We start from the raw sequence: 15889 nt of genomic DNA on the forward strand, positions 1-15889 counted from the left end.
TCCGCGGCGCGTCGGTGGGCGAGCGCCTCCTGGCGCACCTCGTCTATCTCGTCGTCGACGGCTTCGAGCTCGGCGCCGAGGTCGGCCGGTTCTGGCCGAAGCGCAAGATGTTCCCTTCAACCCCTTCTCTCCGCGATGCCCACGGCGACTTCTACGACGCCGTCCGCTTCGCCTGTCTCGCGAGCCACGGTCACGCGGCCGCCGCCTCATCCCTGAAGCACGCTGATGACTAACACGTTGAAGGCCCCGCGCATCGTGCGCGAATTGCCGGACGGTCTCCAGCTCGCCGCTGGTGGCCACGCTGACCATAAATCCTTCTGCTTCAACGAGGCCGTGGCATTTGTCGCCGGCGAGAAGTGGAGCGACGCGCCGGCGTGCGTGAGCCCGGTGATTCGCCGCTTCGGTATGGGGCTCAACGACCGGTGGTCGGATGCGGATCGCCAGCTGTTAGTGCCGTTCATTCCTCGCGTCATCGGGACGCGGACGACCGACGCCGACGAACTGACGCGGAAGTTCATGGCGCTCGACTGGGCGTACCGCACGGCGGCTCCGGCCGCGTTCCGTCTCCTCAAGCTCGACGAGCAGGCGGAACGGCTTGCCACGATCGCGCCGATCGTCGATCAGGCGACGTGGGATCTCGCGTGGCCGGTCATGCGCCAGCTGCGCGACAAGGCGTGGGAGCGCCGCGCAGCGGCGCTCGAAAAAATCCGCGCAATCGTGAAACCGGCGGAGGTGGCGGCGGCGGTGGCGGCGGTGGCGGCGGAGGTGGAGGCGGAGGCGGAGGCGGAGGCGGTGGCGGAGGCGGTGGCGGCGGCGGTGGCGGCGGCGGCGGCGGCGGCAATTTCGCGAATTCTCGGCGATGAATCCGCCGAGAATTCGCTCCTGCGTCGCGAGCTCGTCGAGATCATCCGCAAGGGTGCGGCGTCACTCCCGAAGAATCCGAGCTGGGGCCAAGCATGGGAGGCGGTCTACTGGCCGGTACGCCACAAGATCCGTGAGCTGATCGGCACGCCCGGCGTCTTCGGGCCCGCGTATGAAGCGCACCGGGTCTGGGTGCGCGACTCCGCACTGGATCTCCTCGATCGCATGATCGCGGTCGGTCGGGTTGAGCCGACGATCGCGATCAAGAAGGGCGCCCAGGCGTGAGTCGTTCGCCTGTCGTCCGCCTGGGACTGGATCCCGACGAGCTGATCATCGACAGCTTCGCCGGCGGCGGCGGCGCGTCGGAGGGAATCCGTCTCGCGCTCGGCCGGGATCCGGACGTCGCGATCAATCATGACGCCGAAGCGATCGCGCTCCACAAGGCGAACCACCCCGGCACGAAGCATTACTGCGAGAACGTCTGGAAGGTCGACCCGGAGGAAGCCGCTGACGGTCGGCCGATCGGACTGATGTGGCTGTCACCGGACTGCAAGCACTTCAGCAAGGCGAAGGGCGGCAAGCCCGTTGAGAAGAAGATTCGCGGCCTGGCGTGGCTCGCGGTCCGCTGGGCGTCGTTGCCGGAGGGCAAGCGACCGCGCTGCATCTTCCTCGAAAACGTCGAGGAGTTTCAGGGCTGGGGGCCGGTGCTGGCCGACGGGAAGCCGTGCCCGGTCCGGAAGGGAAAGACGTTCCGCGCCTTCGTCCGGAAGCTCGAGCGGCTCGGCTATCGAGTGGAGTGGCGCGAGATGCGCGCCTGTGATTTCGGCGCGCCGACGATCCGTAAGCGCCTCTTCCTCATCGCGCGATGCGATGGGCAACCGATTGTCTGGCCGCAGGCGACGCACGGGAAGCACCACGCGTTGCCATGGCGCACCGCCGCGGAATGCATCGACTGGTCGATTCCCTGCCCCTCGATCTTCGACCGCAAGAAGCCGCTGGCGGCGAACACGCTCCGGCGCATCGCCCGCGGGCTGGATCGGTTCGTGATCAACTCGCCGAAGCCCTTCATCGTCAATATGGCGCACGGCGGGAAGATCGAGGACATCGATCGCCCCATCAGCACGATCGCGACCGAGAAGGGGGGCTGCAGGGCGTTGACCGCCCCTGTCCTCGCACCGGTGCGCCATGCCGACGACAATCGTCGGCAACGTGTCGACGATCCGATGCCAACGATCACCGCCTCGCAGCGCGGGGAGATCGCGCTCGCCGGTGCCACGCTCGTCCAGACCGGTTACGGCGAGCGTGATGGGCAGGCGCCGCGCGCGCTTGATCCGGAGAAGCCACTCGGGACCGTCGTCGGGTCTGAGAAGCATGGGCTCGCAGCTGCGACGCTGACTCGCTTCAACGGCGACCGCGTCGGTCAGGATGTTCGCGAACCGCTCGGCACGGTCGTCGCCTCGACACCTAAACACGGGGTGGTGGCGGCGTTCCTCGCGAAGCACTACAGCGAGACGCACGATACCGTCCAGGCGGCCTCGCTGTTCGCGCCCACGCCCACCGTCACCGCGGTTGACCACAACGCGCTCGTCGCTGCGCATCTGACACAATTCAACGGCACCAGCGACGGTCAGCCGGCGGACAAACCCCTCCCGTCGATCACGGCGCACGGGTGGAAGTTCGCCGAGGTGCGCGCGTTCCTGGTGGCGTACTACGGCAACGAGAAGGACGGTGGCACCCTCTTCGACCCGATGCGTACCGTCACATCGAAGGACCGGCTGGGGCTCGTCGCGGTCGAAGGGATCGACTACGAGATCGCCGACATCGGCATGCGGATGCTGGCTCCGCGCGAGCTCTACAACGCCCAGGGATTCCGGCCCGACTATCGGATCGATATCGAGTTCAACGGCAAGCCGCTGACGAAGACCGCGCAGGTGCGGATGGTGGGGAACAGCGTCTGCCCACCGATGGCCGCGGCGCTCATCCGCGCCAACTTCGCCACTGAGCAACGCGCCGAGGTCGCCGCTTAGTGGCCCGGATCCGGACGGTGAAGCCCGAGTTCTGGTCGGACGAGAAGATCGGTCCGCTGAGCCCGTTGACTCGCCTCATCTTCCTTGGGCTCGTTTCCCAAGCCGACGACGCCGGGCGATTGTTGGACAGTCCCCGGCTCCTCAACGGGATTCTGTTCCCCTACACCGATGACGATTGTGTCGAGTCGCTCGACGAGCTTGCCGAGGTGGGTGTCATCCGCCGCGGGACAACGGCGAGCGGTCAACCGGTGATTCAGATCTGCGGATGGAATAAGCACCAGCGTATCGAGAAGCCGAACATGAACGCAGCGCTCGGAGCAGTCGCCGAAGAATCTGCGACCCGTCGCCGACGCATCCCTGACGCTACCAAGACAGCCCTCATCGAGCGAGCCGAGGGCCGCTGTGAGGAATGCAACGTCGAGGTGAAGCTCGGGAAGTCGAACAAATACGACAGCTCGCCGAATTTGGCCGAGATCGACCACATCGTCGCGCTGGCTGACGGCGGAACAGACGAGCCGGAAAACCTTCGCCTGCTTTGCCTTAGCTGCAATCGCCGTAAGGCAGGACGCGACTTGTCCGCGAGGAATCGCCGACAAGTCGGCGATGCGTCTGCGACAAGTAACCTCCCCGACCAACGACCAACGACCAACGATCAACGACCAACGACCAACGATCAACGATCGGGGAGCGAGGAGCGAGCGGCGCGCGACAGCACACCGCGGCCAAACGAACGCCGGTTGCGGGAATTGTTGCCAGCGACCTGCCATGAAGCGCTCCGCCGGGTGCTGCTCGAATCTCACCGCGGGGCAGAAGGTGCCGCGCAGTCGATGCTCCAGATGCTTGACCCGAACGACGGAACCACCGGCCCCGGAGGTCGACCGGTGACACCGGCGGAGCTCGCGACGGCCCTGCAGCAGCTGGCCGGCATGCCCAATCCCGGGTGGAATGGCGGGAACTACGTCCGGAAGGCGATCCAGACGATGCGCGCGACGCCATCGACCGCCGCAACGCCTGGCGCCGACCCCATCCTGGACATGGCCGAAGAGATCAAGCGGAAGCAGGCTGGCTATGCAGCTTGACGAGTTGCCGATGGGATTTGTGCGCGAGCAGGTTGCGCGGCTGGCGGCGGCGTTCGGCGGCAAGCCTGCTGCCGAGCTCGCGGCATTCGCGGTGGAACTGCAACGGGCGACGCACAACTGGACGACCGGCGAGCTCTTCAACGCCATCACGTCATCGATCCAGTCGAGCGATCACTTCCCCCGGATCAAGGTGATCAAGCTCCATCGCGCCGCGCGCGAGACGCCACAGAAAGCGCAGGGGTCCTTCGACGTCTGCAACGAGTGCGGGCGGCACACGTATTACGCCGGGTTCGAATTCCCCGACGGCACGGTAAAGCCGCGGCTTCGCTGCGACTGCCCACACGCCGGCGCGGGATGGGAGACGGAGAAGGCAAAGGCGTACGTCGAGCAGGACAAGGTGCTACTCGCCGCTGGGTTCGGCACACCGCCGGATCGCGAGGAGTTCAGCGCGTGAATCAGGCCTACCTCGACTTCCTCCGCGCCAAGGCCGTCGCCGCGCCGCAGTTCGGCCGCGGCGATGAGCCTGGTCAGGCGAATGCCCTGCTGAAGGGACATCAGCGGGCGATTGTCGAATGGGCGGTTGGCGGCGGACGGCGGGCGATCTTCGCGTCGTTCGGACTGGGCAAGACACTCATGCAGCTCGAGACGATTCGACTGACACTAAATCCTGACGAGCGCGGGCTCATCATCTGCCCGCTGGGTGTGCGCGCCGAGTTCGCGAAGGATGCTGCGATGCTCGGCGCGGCCGCGACGTTCGTTCGCACTTCGGCCCACGTTGCCGGTCCGGGGATCTATATCACGAACTATGAGAGTGTGCGTGAGGGAAAGATCGACCCTGCCCTCTTCACGGCGATTAGCCTGGATGAAGCCGCGATCCTTCGCGGCATGGGCGGGACGAAGACGTTCCGCGAATTCATGCGGCTCTTCGAGCACACACCGTTCCGGTTCGTGGCCACGGCGACACCGAGCCCGAATGACTACATCGAGTTCCTCTCCTACGCCGCATTCCTCGGCATCATGGATATCGGCGAGGCGAAGACTCGGTTCTTCCAGCGGAACAGCGAGAAGGCCGACGAGCTCACCATCCTGCCGCACAAGGAAGACGAGTTCTGGGCGTGGGTTGCCTCCTGGGCGGTGGTGATCCTCCGGCCTTCAGACCTCGGATTCTCCGACGAGGGGTATGAACTGCCCGCGCTCGACGTGAAGTGGCACTGCGTCACGCCGGCGGTCGATGATCATGGGACCGAGTATGACGGCCAGGGAAAACTGCTGCGCGATGCGTCGCTCGGGGTACAGCAGGCCGCGGCCGAGAAGCGCCTTTCCCTTCCCGCTCGCGTCGCTGAGGTCGGGCGGCTCGTTGATTCGCGGCCGGGCGACCACGTCATCGTCTGGCACGATCTCGAATCGGAGCGTCATGCCATCACGTCCTCGATCGAGGGCATTGAGGCCGTCTATGGCTCACAGGATCTGGACGAGCGGGAAGACCTCGTCGCGGCATTCGCCGAGGGCCGTCTCGCGCGCCTCGCCGCGAAGCCGGTCATGCTCGGCGCCGGATGCAACCTGCAGCGCCATTGCCACTGGGCGATCTTCGCCGGGATCGGCTTCAAGTTCCGCGACTTCATCCAGGCGATTCACCGGATCCACCGCTTCCTCCAGCCGCAGCAGGTCACGATCGACATCATCTATTCCGATGCCGAAGCCGAGATCGTCCGCGACCTGCAGGCGAAATGGCGCCGGCACGATGCGATGATGGAGCGGATGTCGGCGCTGATGCGGGAATGCGGACTCGGCGGAGAACTGGCCCGAGCGCGGCTGCAGCGGTCGATCGGGTGTGAACGGAAGGAAGAACGCGGCAAGCAGTTCGTGGCGGTGCTGAATGATTGCGTCGACGAGACAACCGCGATGCCGGACGCATCGGTCGACCTGATCATCACGTCGATCCCGTTCGGGACGCAGTACGAGTACACGCCGTCCTACAACGACTTCGGCCACACCGACGACGACGAGCACTTCTTCCGGCAGATGGACTTCCTCTCGCCGCAGCTGCTCCGAGTACTCCAGCCGGGCCGAGTGATGGCGGTCCACGTGAAGGACCGGATCCGGCCCGGGAGCCTCGACGGGCTCGGCTTCCAGACTGCTAGTCCGTTCCACGCCGAGTGCATCCTCCACTACCGGCGCCACGGGTTCGCGTACCTCGGCATGATCACGGTCGTCACCGACGTTGTGCGGGAGAACAACCAGACCTACCGGCTCGGCTATTCTGAGCAATGCAAGGACGGCTCCCGGATGGGCGTCGGGATGCCGGAATATGTCCTGCTCTTCCGGAAGCCGCCGACGGATGCCAGCAATGGTTACGCGGATCACCGCGTCGTGAAATCGAAGTCGGAGTACTCGCGCGCCCGCTGGCAGGTCGACGCCCATGCGCTCTGGCGCTCGAGTGGCGAACGACTGATCGGCACCGAAGAACTCGTCGGCCTCCCGGCCGAGCAGGTCTTCAAGCGGTACCGGGCCATGTCCTTCGCCACCGTCTACGACCACGAGCGGCACATCGCGATCGGTGAGGCGCTCGAACGAGCGAAGCAGCTGCCGCCCGGCTTCATGCTCCTGCAGCCGCAGAGCCACGACGAGGATGTCTGGTCGGATGTCACCCGGATGCGCACACTCAACGGCGCCCAGGAGGCCGCGGGGCGGGAGAAGCATCTCTGCCCGCTCCAGTTCGACATCGTCGACCGGCTGATCGCCCGGTATTCCAATCCGGACGAGCTGGTCATGGATCCCTTCGGCGGCCTGATGACCGTGCCACTACGCGCGATCGAGATGGGACGGCGAGGCCTCGGGATCGAGCTGGCGCCGCCGTATTTCGCCGATGGTGTCCAGTATCTCCGCGCAGCGGAGGAGAAGATCTCAATGCCAACCCTCTTCGACTTCCTCGACGAGGCTGCGGCATGAGTCTCACTCGTAAGCAAGCCGCGATTCTCGACTTCCTGAAGATCGAGATCGCCCGCAACGGTTTCGCGCCGAGCTACGACGAGATGGTCCGCAGTCTCGGTATCACGGTTGCAACCGTAGCGGAGCACCTGCAAAACTTGGAACGCAAGGGGTATATCCGGCGCGAACGCATGAAGGCCCGGTCGATCGAGATCGTCGACCGTGACGCGATTCGCTGCGCCGTCGATGAAACGATCGATCTCATTCGTCGGAAATGCGACGGCGAGGGTACGGTGCCGTGGGGCGACGGTCGCGCCGACTTCCTGGCACTCGCCGATGAGATTCGGGAGCTGGCCTCGTGATCGACCTCAACGCGCACGCCGACGACGTGGTGCTCACCACCCGAGAGGTCGCGCTATGGCTCGGCATCTCCGTGAAGTCGGTGCGCCGGTTGCCGGTCCGGCCGGTGCCAGTGCGGACGCGCGAGCGGCAATTCCTTGCGGCCGATGTGAAGGCGGCGTATCGTGGGCAGGCGCAGAAGCGCCTGCACCTTCGGAAGATCTCGTGACGCCTCATCGATCCAGCAGCGGCCGCGGTACTCTCCTGATTGACCGGGTCTTCCCGGGCATCGGGCGCGTGCGTCGATCGAGTGGCACCACCGATCAGCGGACATTCAAGGGCATCAACGCGATGCTCACCGAGCTCTACGACAAGGGCCTGCACGGTCCGCTCGAGGCGATTCGCGACGGGAAGCTGCGCGCGGTGGCGGCATACAGCGCTGCGCGCACCAGCTCGGTGGAGAAGCTGCCCGATGCGCCGGCGATGGAGACGCTCTCCGACGCCTGGGCCGACTGGGTGAAGAAGACCACAAATGCCAGCACGCGCCGCCAACGCAACTATGCGTGGACGCACTTCGAAGCGGTGCTCCGCGACGATGCGCCGGTGGCCGGTCTGACGCCGGCGTTGCGCGAACTGCGCGAGACGCTCGAGGACCACGCCCCGGCGTTCAACCGGATCCGGAGTGCCGCCTCGGCTTTCCTGCGCGATCGCGTCGGCCGGCATCACCACCTCTACCTCGACCTCGTGGCGATCCCGGCGCTCGCCGAGGATCCGGCTGAGCGCACCGCGCCGTCGATCGAGCAGGTGATTCGGATCCGGAACCGGCTGACCGGCCACGCGCGGCAGCTCTGGTGGGATCTCTGCCTCACCGGCATGGGACCGGCCGAAATGGATGGCCCCTGGTCGCTGCTGCAGGATCGGATTGAGATCCTCGGCACGAAGCGGAAGGCGCGGGTGCGGATCGTCCCGCGGCTGACGACGCCGGCACGCCGGGCGATGGGGTGGAAGCAGTTCCGGGACCTGATCGAGCCGCTCGGCCTGCAGCGATACGACGGCCGCCGGGCCTTCGCCCGGCTCCTCGAGGACGCCGAGATCCCATTCACCCGGCGCAAGCTCTACATGGGGCACGCCCTGGCGAACGTCACCGACCGGTACGGCCGAGCGGAATTGACCGGGTACGTCGTCCAGGATGCCGAGAAGGTGCTGGCCCGGGTCGCGAAAGCGGAGGCGCTGGTCGAGCAGGAGACGAAGGCGGCGGGGCGGAAGGGGCTGCGTCGCGCATGAGTAGCGCCGTGTCGGTCCCCGAACATCTCCCCGAACAGGCAAACGCCCCCACGGGGATCGTGGAGGCGCATGCCGCTTCAGAATTGAGCTCCCGAGGAGGGACTCGAACCCCCGACCCGCTGATTAACAGTCAGCTGCTCTACCGACTGAGCTACTCGGGAATGCGCCGCGCAGTACCGCGCAACGGCGCGGTCAAAGTAGCTGTTTCGGCTGGCGTTTGGCAGTGTAGGTCACCCCGGCCCGCGGTTGAAGGACACGCCGCCCCTACTGACCTGGTCAGTCTTGGGAGCTAGCCGGCCGTACTCACAGATCCCCGACCAGCCAAGGGGAAAGACGCTCGATTTTGTTGCATCAGGAGACAAAATGAGCAAACGCTCACGAAATTCCACCACATGTGAGTGATCGCTCTTCCACGCCAGCCGGCATACCGGCCAAACTGACGTGAGTTGACAAATCGTAATGGTCGTAAACTATTGCGAAAAAACGAGTTATGAAACATTCCCGCCCTTGGAGAAGGCCGCACGTACGGCTATCTTGGAGCATGCCTTTGGCACCGATTACCGGTCACGAAACAACTCGGAAGGACCTTCTCTCCTCGCTGCAAAACGGGCGGGTGCCGCAGGTCCTGCTGATGACCGGAGCGATCGGAGTTGGCAAGCAACGCCTGGCACTCTGGTTCGCCCAGGTCCTCTTCTGCTCATCGCGCGCCGACGCGCCGTGTGGCCGCTGTTCTGGGTGCACCCGGGTACTGGCGCTCAGCCATCCCGACTTGCACTGGTTCGTTCCGGTACCACGTCCCAAGGCTGGTGACTTCGACAAGCAGATCGACGAAGTCGCCGAATCGATCGAGGCGCTCATCGCGGAACGGCGAGCGGCTCCGTGGTGGGGCCCCGCCGACGGGATGAGTTCGCACGGCGTCGCGTCGGCGCGGCTCCTTCAGCGTCACGCCTCGATGACACCGGTCGAGGGTGGCTGGCGCGTCTTCATCATCGGCGACGCCGAGCGGCTAGTTCCCCAGGAGTCCAGCCCCGAAGCGGCGAATTCGCTCCTCAAACTTCTTGAGGAACCACCGACCCGCACGCTCTGCGTCCTGACCACGTCGGAGCCTGGCCAGATCCTCCCGACGATCCGGTCGCGGTCGGTGCCGGTCAGGCTCGGCCGGCTCACCGACGCCGATGTCCGGAGTTTCCTCGCGGCCCATCGCCCCGACCTCGCCAGCGACGCCGTCGTCACGCGAGCGCGCGGTTCGATCGGCGCTGCGATCGCCACGGCCAGCGACGTCGCCGCCAAGGCGGCGGCGGGAGCTGCGAGCTTTCTCGATGCGATCGAAGCCGGCGGGAGTGCGCCAGTCGAGCGGGCACTCAAGCAGGGCCCTTGGCAGGCTCGGGGCGATTTCACCGCACTCCTCGATGCCCTTGCCGCTGAGCTCTCCCGGCAGGCCCGGCGTGCTGCGGACCATGGTGACCGCGTCTCCCCCGAGGGGCTGGAGTGGCTGACGGCGGCGATCGGGCACGTTTTGATGGCGCGAGAGCGGGCGCAGGGAAATATCAATCCCCAGCTCCTCCTCGCGTCGCTCGCGGACGAGCTCGCCACATCCGGGGCGGCATGACGCTGACGCATCTTGACGAATCGACAGGCCGCCCCCGGATGGTTGATGTCGCCGAGAAGCCGGTGACTGCCCGGCGGGCGGTGGCGGAGGGACGGGTGACGATGTCCAGCGCTGCGTTCGAACAGATCCGCAGCGCAACGGTGGCGAAGGGAGAGTTGCTGACGACCTCCGAGCTTGCCGGCGTGATGGCCGCGAAACGGACCAGCGAATTGATCCCGCTCTGCCACCCGCTGGCGCTCGACCAGGTGACCGTCGAGGCGGAACTGGTCGAGGAGTGGCCTGGCGTCCGGATCATCGCGACAGCGATGGCAACCGCGCGGACCGGAGTCGAAATGGAAGCGTTGACGGCGGTGAGTGTTGCCTGTCTCACCGTGTACGACATGATCAAGAGCGTCGATCGCGGGATGCGGATCGGCGAAATCAGGCTGCTGGAAAAGTCGGGCGGCGCGCGCGGACCGTGGCGCGCCGAAACGAAATGATCCGAGGAGACGCCAGGATGCGACGCTTCTTCGCTCGTATAGCAGTGCTCGTGGTTGGAACAGCAGCGTTCGTTGCGATCGGCGGCGTGTCGACGCTGCTCGCCACGCACAACGCCGTCGCCGCGGCGGCGCAGCCGACGGACACGGTACTCGCCGTGGTGCGGACCCAGCTCGCTGATACCCGGCGCGAACTCGATCGTGCGCACGAGGTTCTCGAATTCTCCTCCCGCTACGGCATTCCCGCCGACCTCTCGGCGCAGATCTACGACATTGCCGTCGCAGAGGGGATCCCCGCGTCGGTAGGCTTTCAGCTGGTCAAGGTCGAGAGCGGATTCCAGAACACAGCCCAGAGCCCGGCGTCGGCGATCGGCCTGACTCAGCTCCGCGTGGCGACTGCGCGAAGCTATGACCCGACCGTCGATCCCAGCGACCTGATGAACGCCAACGTGAATCTCAAGCTTGGATTCCGGTACCTGAAGGATCTGCTGACACGTTTCGATCAGAACCTGCCGCTCGCCCTGGAGGCGTACAACAAGGGGCCGACGTTCGTGTCGGCCCAGCAGGATTCAGGGATGGCTGTTGAGGGGCGCTACTCGAAAGCGGTGATGAGCGGCATTCGTCGCCGCGGCTGAGTTCAGCCCGGCGGGATGCGAAGGGTTTGACCCTCGCGAAGCGCCCTGCTCGCGAGGCCATTGAAAGCGACCAGCTCCGATTTCCGCACGCCGTATCGTTGCGCAATTCCTCCCACTGTTTCGCCACGCTGCACGACATGCACCTTGGTCCTGGCTGACTGAGTGGCTCGGCGCGAGGTATTGGCCGCGACCACACGGCCGCCGGACGTGACCATCGTCCGCCGCGTGACCAGCCGCTGCCCGGTCTTGACCCGATCGGCGCGGCCGAGGCTGTTCTCGCTGCGCAGGCGCGACACCGATATCCCGGCGCGGCGCGCGACCGACGCGATGCTTTCACCGCGACGCACGACGAAGGTGCGGGTCACGGTGCGAATGGTTCGCGGAGGATCTGGCTCATGCAGATCCGCCGCCGACAACGTCGTCGCCGCGGGAAGGTAGAGCGTCGTACCTGGTGCGACCCATCGACCGCGAGCGGCGCGGTTGATCGAGCGGATCGTCTCCGCCGGCACGTGATAGTGGCGTGCGAGCGTCGCCACTGTCTCGCCCGCCTTCACCGTGTGCGGTACGATCGCGCGCCGTTCGCTGTCGGGGAGCGCGGCGTAGGCAGCCTGGATCTGGGCGGCGCTTCCCACCGGCACCCGCACGGGGTATGGACCGTCCGGCGGCGTGACCATCCGCAGGAGGTGCGGATTGAGGTCACGCAGCGCGTCGAGCGTGGTGTCGGCGAGCCGCGCGATCAGGTCGAGACCGGTGCCACCCTCGACCATCACCGAGTCGCGGGAAAATGCCGGGATATCGCTGGCGATCTGGAAGCCGTACTTCTCCGGCTCCTTCGCCACGATCGCGGCGGCGATCAGCTGCGGGACATAGTTCTTGGTCTCGTCACGGATCATCCGGGTGTCGGCGAGCGTGAAGAACGCATCGTCGCTGGTGACATCGACGGAGTCGCTGTCGGCGCCGTCGTTGATCCGATTGAGGCCCCGCCCGACACGACCGGCACCGGCGTTGTATGCCGCGGCCGCGAGATAGTGCGAACCGAAGCGCTGGGTGAGGTCATCGAGATCGCGCGCCGCGGCATCGGTCGACTTGATCGGATCGCGGCGTTCATCGACCCACGAATCGGTCCTGAGTCCATACAGCTTCCCGGTGCCGAGCATGAACTGCCACATGCCCACGGCGTAGGTGCGGCTCACCGCCTCGGGTGAGAACCCTGATTCGATCAGCCCGAGATAGACGAAGTCGCCGGGGAGCTTGTGCGCCGCGAATTCCGCCCGCGCGAACCCCTCATAGCGTTCCATCCGATCGAGCCAGGTCTGGAAGCGCTGGTGTTCGCGCCCGGCGAAGAAGTCGAGATAGTACTTGACGCGCGGCTGATCCGCGAAGTCGGCGACATTGAGATCCCAACTGACGTGCGCATCGATCGGGACGTCGGGGAGATTCGCCGCCGGCTGATCCTTCTGGAGCGTGTCGAGTGCGGCGGCGTCGCTCGCTGAATCGGCCGCAGCAGCCGCCCGGCTGGTATCGCGCAAGGCGTTCGTCGTGTCGGCGTGGGTGACTGGAATTGCCGGAGAGGGCATCGCGCCCGGCAACACTTCGGCGTGCTGCGGACCCGCAGGGAGAGCAGCGACGGCAGCGAGCGTGTCGTGCGCGATGGCAGGCGCCGGGGCCCCGGCCGGGGGCGCCATCGACCGGCCTCCGCATGCTGCGAGACCCACAAGAGCTGCAGGCATCCATCGATGCATTGCTCTGCTCCTTCCGATTGGCATGCCTGAGAAGAGCCGCCCATGCGCCCAGCAGGGATCGAACCTGCGACCTGTCGCTTAAAAGGCGATTGCTCTACCGGCTGAGCTATGGGCGCCCGGGATGATTCTAACCGCCCCGGTCGCCCTGGGTGAAGTTGCGCGGGTAAACCCGCTCAGTGTGGTGACGGCGCGAGGGTGAAGACGAGCCAGTCGCCCTGTTTCCGCCGCGGCGCCGCTGTGACGCTATCGAGTGACGATACCGGTATCGCGGAGACCACCATGATCCGTGCTTTCCCGAGCCGTCGCCGGGTCCGCGCAACGGTTCCGTCGCCGAAATCGGAGTGGAAATCTCCGTTGAACTGGATGACCAGCGCATGACGATCGTCGCGTACGGCCTGCGCGATCGACTCGGCCATCGTTTCGTCCTTCACGCATTGTGCCTGGTAAAACCGCGATGTCATCGCGGCGAGTTCCCCTGGTGGCGGCGCCGGTCCGGTTCCCATCGGATGCGTACCCATCGCCGCGACGAAACGCGTGAAGTAATTGTCATGTTCCGGACAGTCAAACTCCGCTGCAGCCCATCGCCGGGTCGAATCGGCGAGTCTGGTGATCGTGCCGAGGCCGCCAGCCGATACCGAGCCCGCCATCCGACGCGGAATATTTGCTGCCACGACGGGCCAGCGATGCGCCCTGGCGAATTCCACCAGCGGCCGGTAATCGGTCCGGTAGTTCGGCCACGGGCGGCCCTGGCTGAGAAACGATTCTTCCGGGATGCGGCCCGCCAGATACTGATCGAGTATCGGCTGAACGTCGCGTTCGAACATCTCGAGCGATATGATCACCTGATCACGTCGCCGGGCCACCGCCTCCAGGAGGGCGAGTTCCATCCGATGGGTGCCGGGGTCGTCGTGCTGCTCGCCGAAGAAGACGACGTCGGATGTCGCTGCAGCGGCAGCGAGCGACTCGAAATCGCTGAACCGCTTGTGCCGCGAATCGTAGACCCGCTGGGGCGTCCACATTTCGCCGCGGACCGTGTCGATCGGCTGCTGCGCCAGCGCCGTGATCAGGGCCAGCGCAATCAATCTTCGATCCCGTCGAACAGTTCACGCTGGCCGAGCGCGGTGTCGCAGAAGAGCACCCGGTGATGTGGCGTGAGTCCGTGGATGCGCAGCGCCGCGACGTGTTCCCGCGTGGCATACCCGACGTTCGTCTGCCAGCCGTACCCCGGCCGACGCGTGGCGAGCGCCCTCATCAGACGGTCACGGGCAACCTTGGCGATCAACGACGCCGCAGCAATGGCGTGGCAATGGGCGTCGCCCTGGACCAGGGCGTCGTGGTCCTCGTTCAACTCCGGCATCCGAAGGCCGTCGATGACGATCCGCGTTTCGGTCCCCGCGGCGAGTCGCGTGCGGCACCGCGCCAGCGCACGACGCATCGCGAGCGCGGTCGCGCGCCGGATGTTGTCGCGGGCAATCTCGCGGACGCTCGCGGCACCGAGGCCGAACGCAAGCGCTTCCCGGCGAATCCGGAGGGCGAGCTTGCTGCGTTCGTCGTGATCGGGGACCTGCTTGGAATCGCGGACACCGCGGATACCGCGATGTTGCACCGGAAAGCAGACCGCCGCGGCGACCACCGGTCCCGCCAGCGGTCCGCGACCGACTTCATCGATTCCGATCAGGAGGTTGCCCGATGCCCATGCGAGCCGTTCGTACCGGAGTGGAGGCATCGACGGCAAGATAGAGCCGAAAACAGAAAAGGGAAAAGGCTGGGCCTCTTCCCTTTTCGATCAGGACCGACGCGTCGGTGTCGTGCTAGTCGCGGTCTTCGGTGATGCGCGACTTCTTGCCGCTGAGGCGGCGGAGATAGTACAGCTTGGCCCGGCGAACCCGGCCGCGGCGCATCACCTCGATCGAGGCATACATCGGCGAGTGCACCGGGAAGACGCGCTCCACGCCGACCCCGGCCGACACCTTGCGCACGGTGATGGTTTCGTTGATGCCGCCGCCGCGCCGCGCGATCACGACCCCCTCATACGCCTGCAACCGCTCCTTGTCCCCTTCGCGCACGCGGACCATTACCTTGATCGTGTCGCCGGAGTCGAACGTCGGGACATCAGTCCGCAGCCCTTCGCGCGAAATCTTGTCGAGCAATTCCATCCCCATCGTCATCTCCCTGCGCATCTCGCGCGTTGGTGGTCAGGACTTCGCATCACTGTCGTGATGCTCCGTTGCCATGTGCGCCGCCCAGAGATCGGGGCGCCGCATCTTCGTCAATTCCTCTGCCTGCTGCTGCCGCCACGCCGCAATCGCCGCGTGGTTTCCCGAGAGAAGCACCTCGGGGACCTTCTTTCCCCGGACGTCGGCCGGCCTGGTGTAGCTCGGCGCGCTCAACAATCCGTCGTAGTGCGAATCGGAGCTGGCCGATTCGTGATCGCCGATCGCACCGGGAAGGAGCCGGACGATCGCATCGACGATGCACAGCGCCGCCGGTTCACCACCCGAAAGGACGAAGTCTCCGAGCGAGACCTCGTCGGCGCCGAGAAGATCGACCACGCGCTGGTCGATGTCCTTGTAGTGCCCGCAGAGGAGGGTCAGCTGTTCACCCAGCGACCATCGCACCGCGTCATCGTGCCCGAATCGCCGTCCGCGCGCCGACATCACCACCACCGGCTGCGGACTGCCGAGACTCTCCACCGCTTCCAGATATGGCTCGGCGCGGAGGACCATTCCCGCACCCCCGCCAAATGGGTAATCATCAACCGTCAAATGACGGTCATGGGTGAAGTCCCGCAGCTGCACCAGCCGGTACTGCACCGTCCCCCGCTCGGCCGCGCGTCCCGGAATGCTCGTCGCCAGATACGGCGCCAGCGCTTCCGGAAAAAGCGTCACGACGTTGATCGTGAGCGCCAT

General features: G+C 65.9%; 17 protein-coding genes and 2 tRNA genes. 12 read left to right on the plus strand and 7 right to left on the minus strand.

Going from position 1 to position 15889, the window contains the following annotated elements; translation table 11 throughout:
- The 9 genes from VGM20_01690 to VGM20_01730 all read left to right on the plus strand — a co-directional run.
- Window positions 1-233: hypothetical protein (locus VGM20_01690; GenBank protein HEY4099568.1), on the plus strand; the 233-nt coding region annotated here is incomplete at its 5' end.
- A complete protein-coding gene (locus VGM20_01695; GenBank protein ID HEY4099569.1) occupies window positions 226-1146 on the plus strand; it encodes a hypothetical protein in 921 nt (306 codons plus the stop codon). The genes VGM20_01690 and VGM20_01695, both read left to right, overlap by 8 nt.
- Window positions 1143-2888: a DNA cytosine methyltransferase gene (locus VGM20_01700; GenBank protein HEY4099570.1), complete on the plus strand. Its 1746-nt coding sequence runs from the start codon at window positions 1143-1145 to the stop codon at window positions 2886-2888. The genes VGM20_01695 and VGM20_01700 overlap by 4 nt, the downstream gene beginning before the upstream one ends.
- Window positions 2889-2905: 17 nt before the next feature.
- Window positions 2906-3967, plus strand: coding sequence for an HNH endonuclease signature motif containing protein (locus tag VGM20_01705; GenBank protein HEY4099571.1), 1062 nt, complete (start codon window positions 2906-2908; stop codon window positions 3965-3967).
- A gap of 4 nt (window positions 3968-3971) precedes the next feature.
- Window positions 3972-4421, plus strand: a complete 450-nt coding sequence (locus VGM20_01710; GenBank protein ID HEY4099572.1) for a hypothetical protein — start codon at window positions 3972-3974, stop codon at window positions 4419-4421.
- Entirely contained in the window at window positions 4418-6916 is a 2499-nt protein-coding gene (locus VGM20_01715; GenBank protein ID HEY4099573.1) for a DNA methyltransferase, read from the plus strand. The genes VGM20_01710 and VGM20_01715 overlap by 4 nt, the downstream gene beginning before the upstream one ends.
- Complete coding sequence (locus VGM20_01720) at window positions 6913-7257, plus strand: helix-turn-helix domain-containing protein (GenBank protein ID HEY4099574.1); 345 nt, start codon at window positions 6913-6915, stop codon at window positions 7255-7257. The genes VGM20_01715 and VGM20_01720 overlap by 4 nt, the downstream gene beginning before the upstream one ends.
- Window positions 7254-7463: a hypothetical protein gene (locus VGM20_01725; protein HEY4099575.1), complete on the plus strand. Its 210-nt coding sequence runs from the start codon at window positions 7254-7256 to the stop codon at window positions 7461-7463. The genes VGM20_01720 and VGM20_01725 overlap by 4 nt, the downstream gene beginning before the upstream one ends.
- On the plus strand, window positions 7460-8518 hold the full coding sequence (locus VGM20_01730; protein HEY4099576.1) for a hypothetical protein: 1059 nt from the start codon (window positions 7460-7462) through the stop codon (window positions 8516-8518). The genes VGM20_01725 and VGM20_01730 overlap by 4 nt, the downstream gene beginning before the upstream one ends.
- Before the next feature lie 88 nt (window positions 8519-8606).
- On the opposite strand, the gene VGM20_01735 is transcribed toward VGM20_01730, so the two are convergent.
- Window positions 8607-8679, minus strand: a tRNA-Asn gene (locus VGM20_01735).
- A 380-nt stretch (window positions 8680-9059) separates the two neighbouring features.
- On the opposite strand from VGM20_01735, the gene VGM20_01740 reads away from it, so the two are divergent.
- Genes VGM20_01740 through VGM20_01750 form a run of 3 tightly spaced genes read left to right on the plus strand, consistent with a single transcriptional unit; the run spans window position 9060 to window position 11238 of the window.
- On the plus strand, window positions 9060-10127 hold the full coding sequence (locus tag VGM20_01740) for a hypothetical protein (protein ID HEY4099577.1): 1068 nt from the start codon (window positions 9060-9062) through the stop codon (window positions 10125-10127).
- On the plus strand, window positions 10124-10606 hold the full coding sequence (gene moaC, locus VGM20_01745) for a cyclic pyranopterin monophosphate synthase MoaC (protein ID HEY4099578.1): 483 nt from the start codon (window positions 10124-10126) through the stop codon (window positions 10604-10606). The genes VGM20_01740 and moaC overlap by 4 nt, the downstream gene beginning before the upstream one ends.
- Before the next feature lie 17 nt (window positions 10607-10623).
- Window positions 10624-11238 carry a transglycosylase SLT domain-containing protein gene (locus tag VGM20_01750; protein HEY4099579.1) on the plus strand — a complete coding sequence of 205 codons (615 nt, stop codon included), beginning with the start codon at window positions 10624-10626 and terminating at the stop codon, window positions 11236-11238.
- Between the two features lie 2 nt (window positions 11239-11240).
- Here the strand turns inward: VGM20_01750 and VGM20_01755 are convergent, their stop codons facing one another.
- From VGM20_01755 to trmD, 6 genes are all read right to left on the minus strand, one after another.
- Window positions 11241-12923 (minus strand): LysM peptidoglycan-binding domain-containing protein, encoded by a 1683-nt coding sequence (locus tag VGM20_01755; protein ID HEY4099580.1) that lies wholly within the window; start codon window positions 12921-12923, stop codon window positions 11241-11243.
- A gap of 100 nt (window positions 12924-13023) precedes the next feature.
- A tRNA-Lys gene (locus VGM20_01760) sits at window positions 13024-13096 on the minus strand.
- Between the two features lie 57 nt (window positions 13097-13153).
- On the minus strand, window positions 13154-14062 hold the full coding sequence (locus VGM20_01765) for a ChaN family lipoprotein (protein ID HEY4099581.1): 909 nt from the start codon (window positions 14060-14062) through the stop codon (window positions 13154-13156).
- Entirely contained in the window at window positions 14059-14706 is a 648-nt protein-coding gene (locus VGM20_01770; protein HEY4099582.1) for a ribonuclease HII, read from the minus strand. Before VGM20_01770 ends, VGM20_01765 begins: the two co-directional genes overlap by 4 nt.
- A gap of 85 nt (window positions 14707-14791) precedes the next feature.
- Entirely contained in the window at window positions 14792-15136 is a 345-nt protein-coding gene (gene rplS / locus VGM20_01775) for a 50S ribosomal protein L19 (GenBank protein HEY4099583.1), read from the minus strand.
- 39 nt (window positions 15137-15175) lie between these two features.
- A complete protein-coding gene (gene trmD, locus VGM20_01780; protein ID HEY4099584.1) occupies window positions 15176-15889 on the minus strand; it encodes a tRNA (guanosine(37)-N1)-methyltransferase TrmD in 714 nt (237 codons plus the stop codon).

Source organism: Gemmatimonadales bacterium (assembly GCA_036500345.1).
Lineage (GTDB): Bacteria > Gemmatimonadota > Gemmatimonadetes > Gemmatimonadales > GWC2-71-9 > Palsa-1233.

Coding starts and splice junctions, on each gene's coding strand:
- VGM20_01695 (HEY4099569.1), top strand. CDS start 226: ATGACTAACACGTTGAAGGCCCCGCGCATCGTGCGCGAATTGCCGGAC.
- VGM20_01750 (HEY4099579.1), top strand. CDS start 10,624: ATGCGACGCTTCTTCGCTCGTATAGCAGTGCTCGTGGTTGGAACAGCA.
- moaC (HEY4099578.1), top strand. CDS start 10,124: ATGACGCTGACGCATCTTGACGAATCGACAGGCCGCCCCCGGATGGTT.
- VGM20_01770 (HEY4099582.1), bottom strand. CDS start 14,706: ATGCCTCCACTCCGGTACGAACGGCTCGCATGGGCATCGGGCAACCTC.
- rplS (HEY4099583.1), bottom strand. CDS start 15,136: ATGGAATTGCTCGACAAGATTTCGCGCGAAGGGCTGCGGACTGATGTC.
- VGM20_01720 (HEY4099574.1), top strand. CDS start 6,913: ATGAGTCTCACTCGTAAGCAAGCCGCGATTCTCGACTTCCTGAAGATC.
- VGM20_01755 (HEY4099580.1), bottom strand. CDS start 12,923: ATGGCGCCCCCGGCCGGGGCCCCGGCGCCTGCCATCGCGCACGACACG.
- trmD (HEY4099584.1), bottom strand. CDS start 15,889: ATGGCGCTCACGATCAACGTCGTGACGCTTTTTCCGGAAGCGCTGGCG.
- VGM20_01740 (HEY4099577.1), top strand. CDS start 9,060: ATGCCTTTGGCACCGATTACCGGTCACGAAACAACTCGGAAGGACCTT.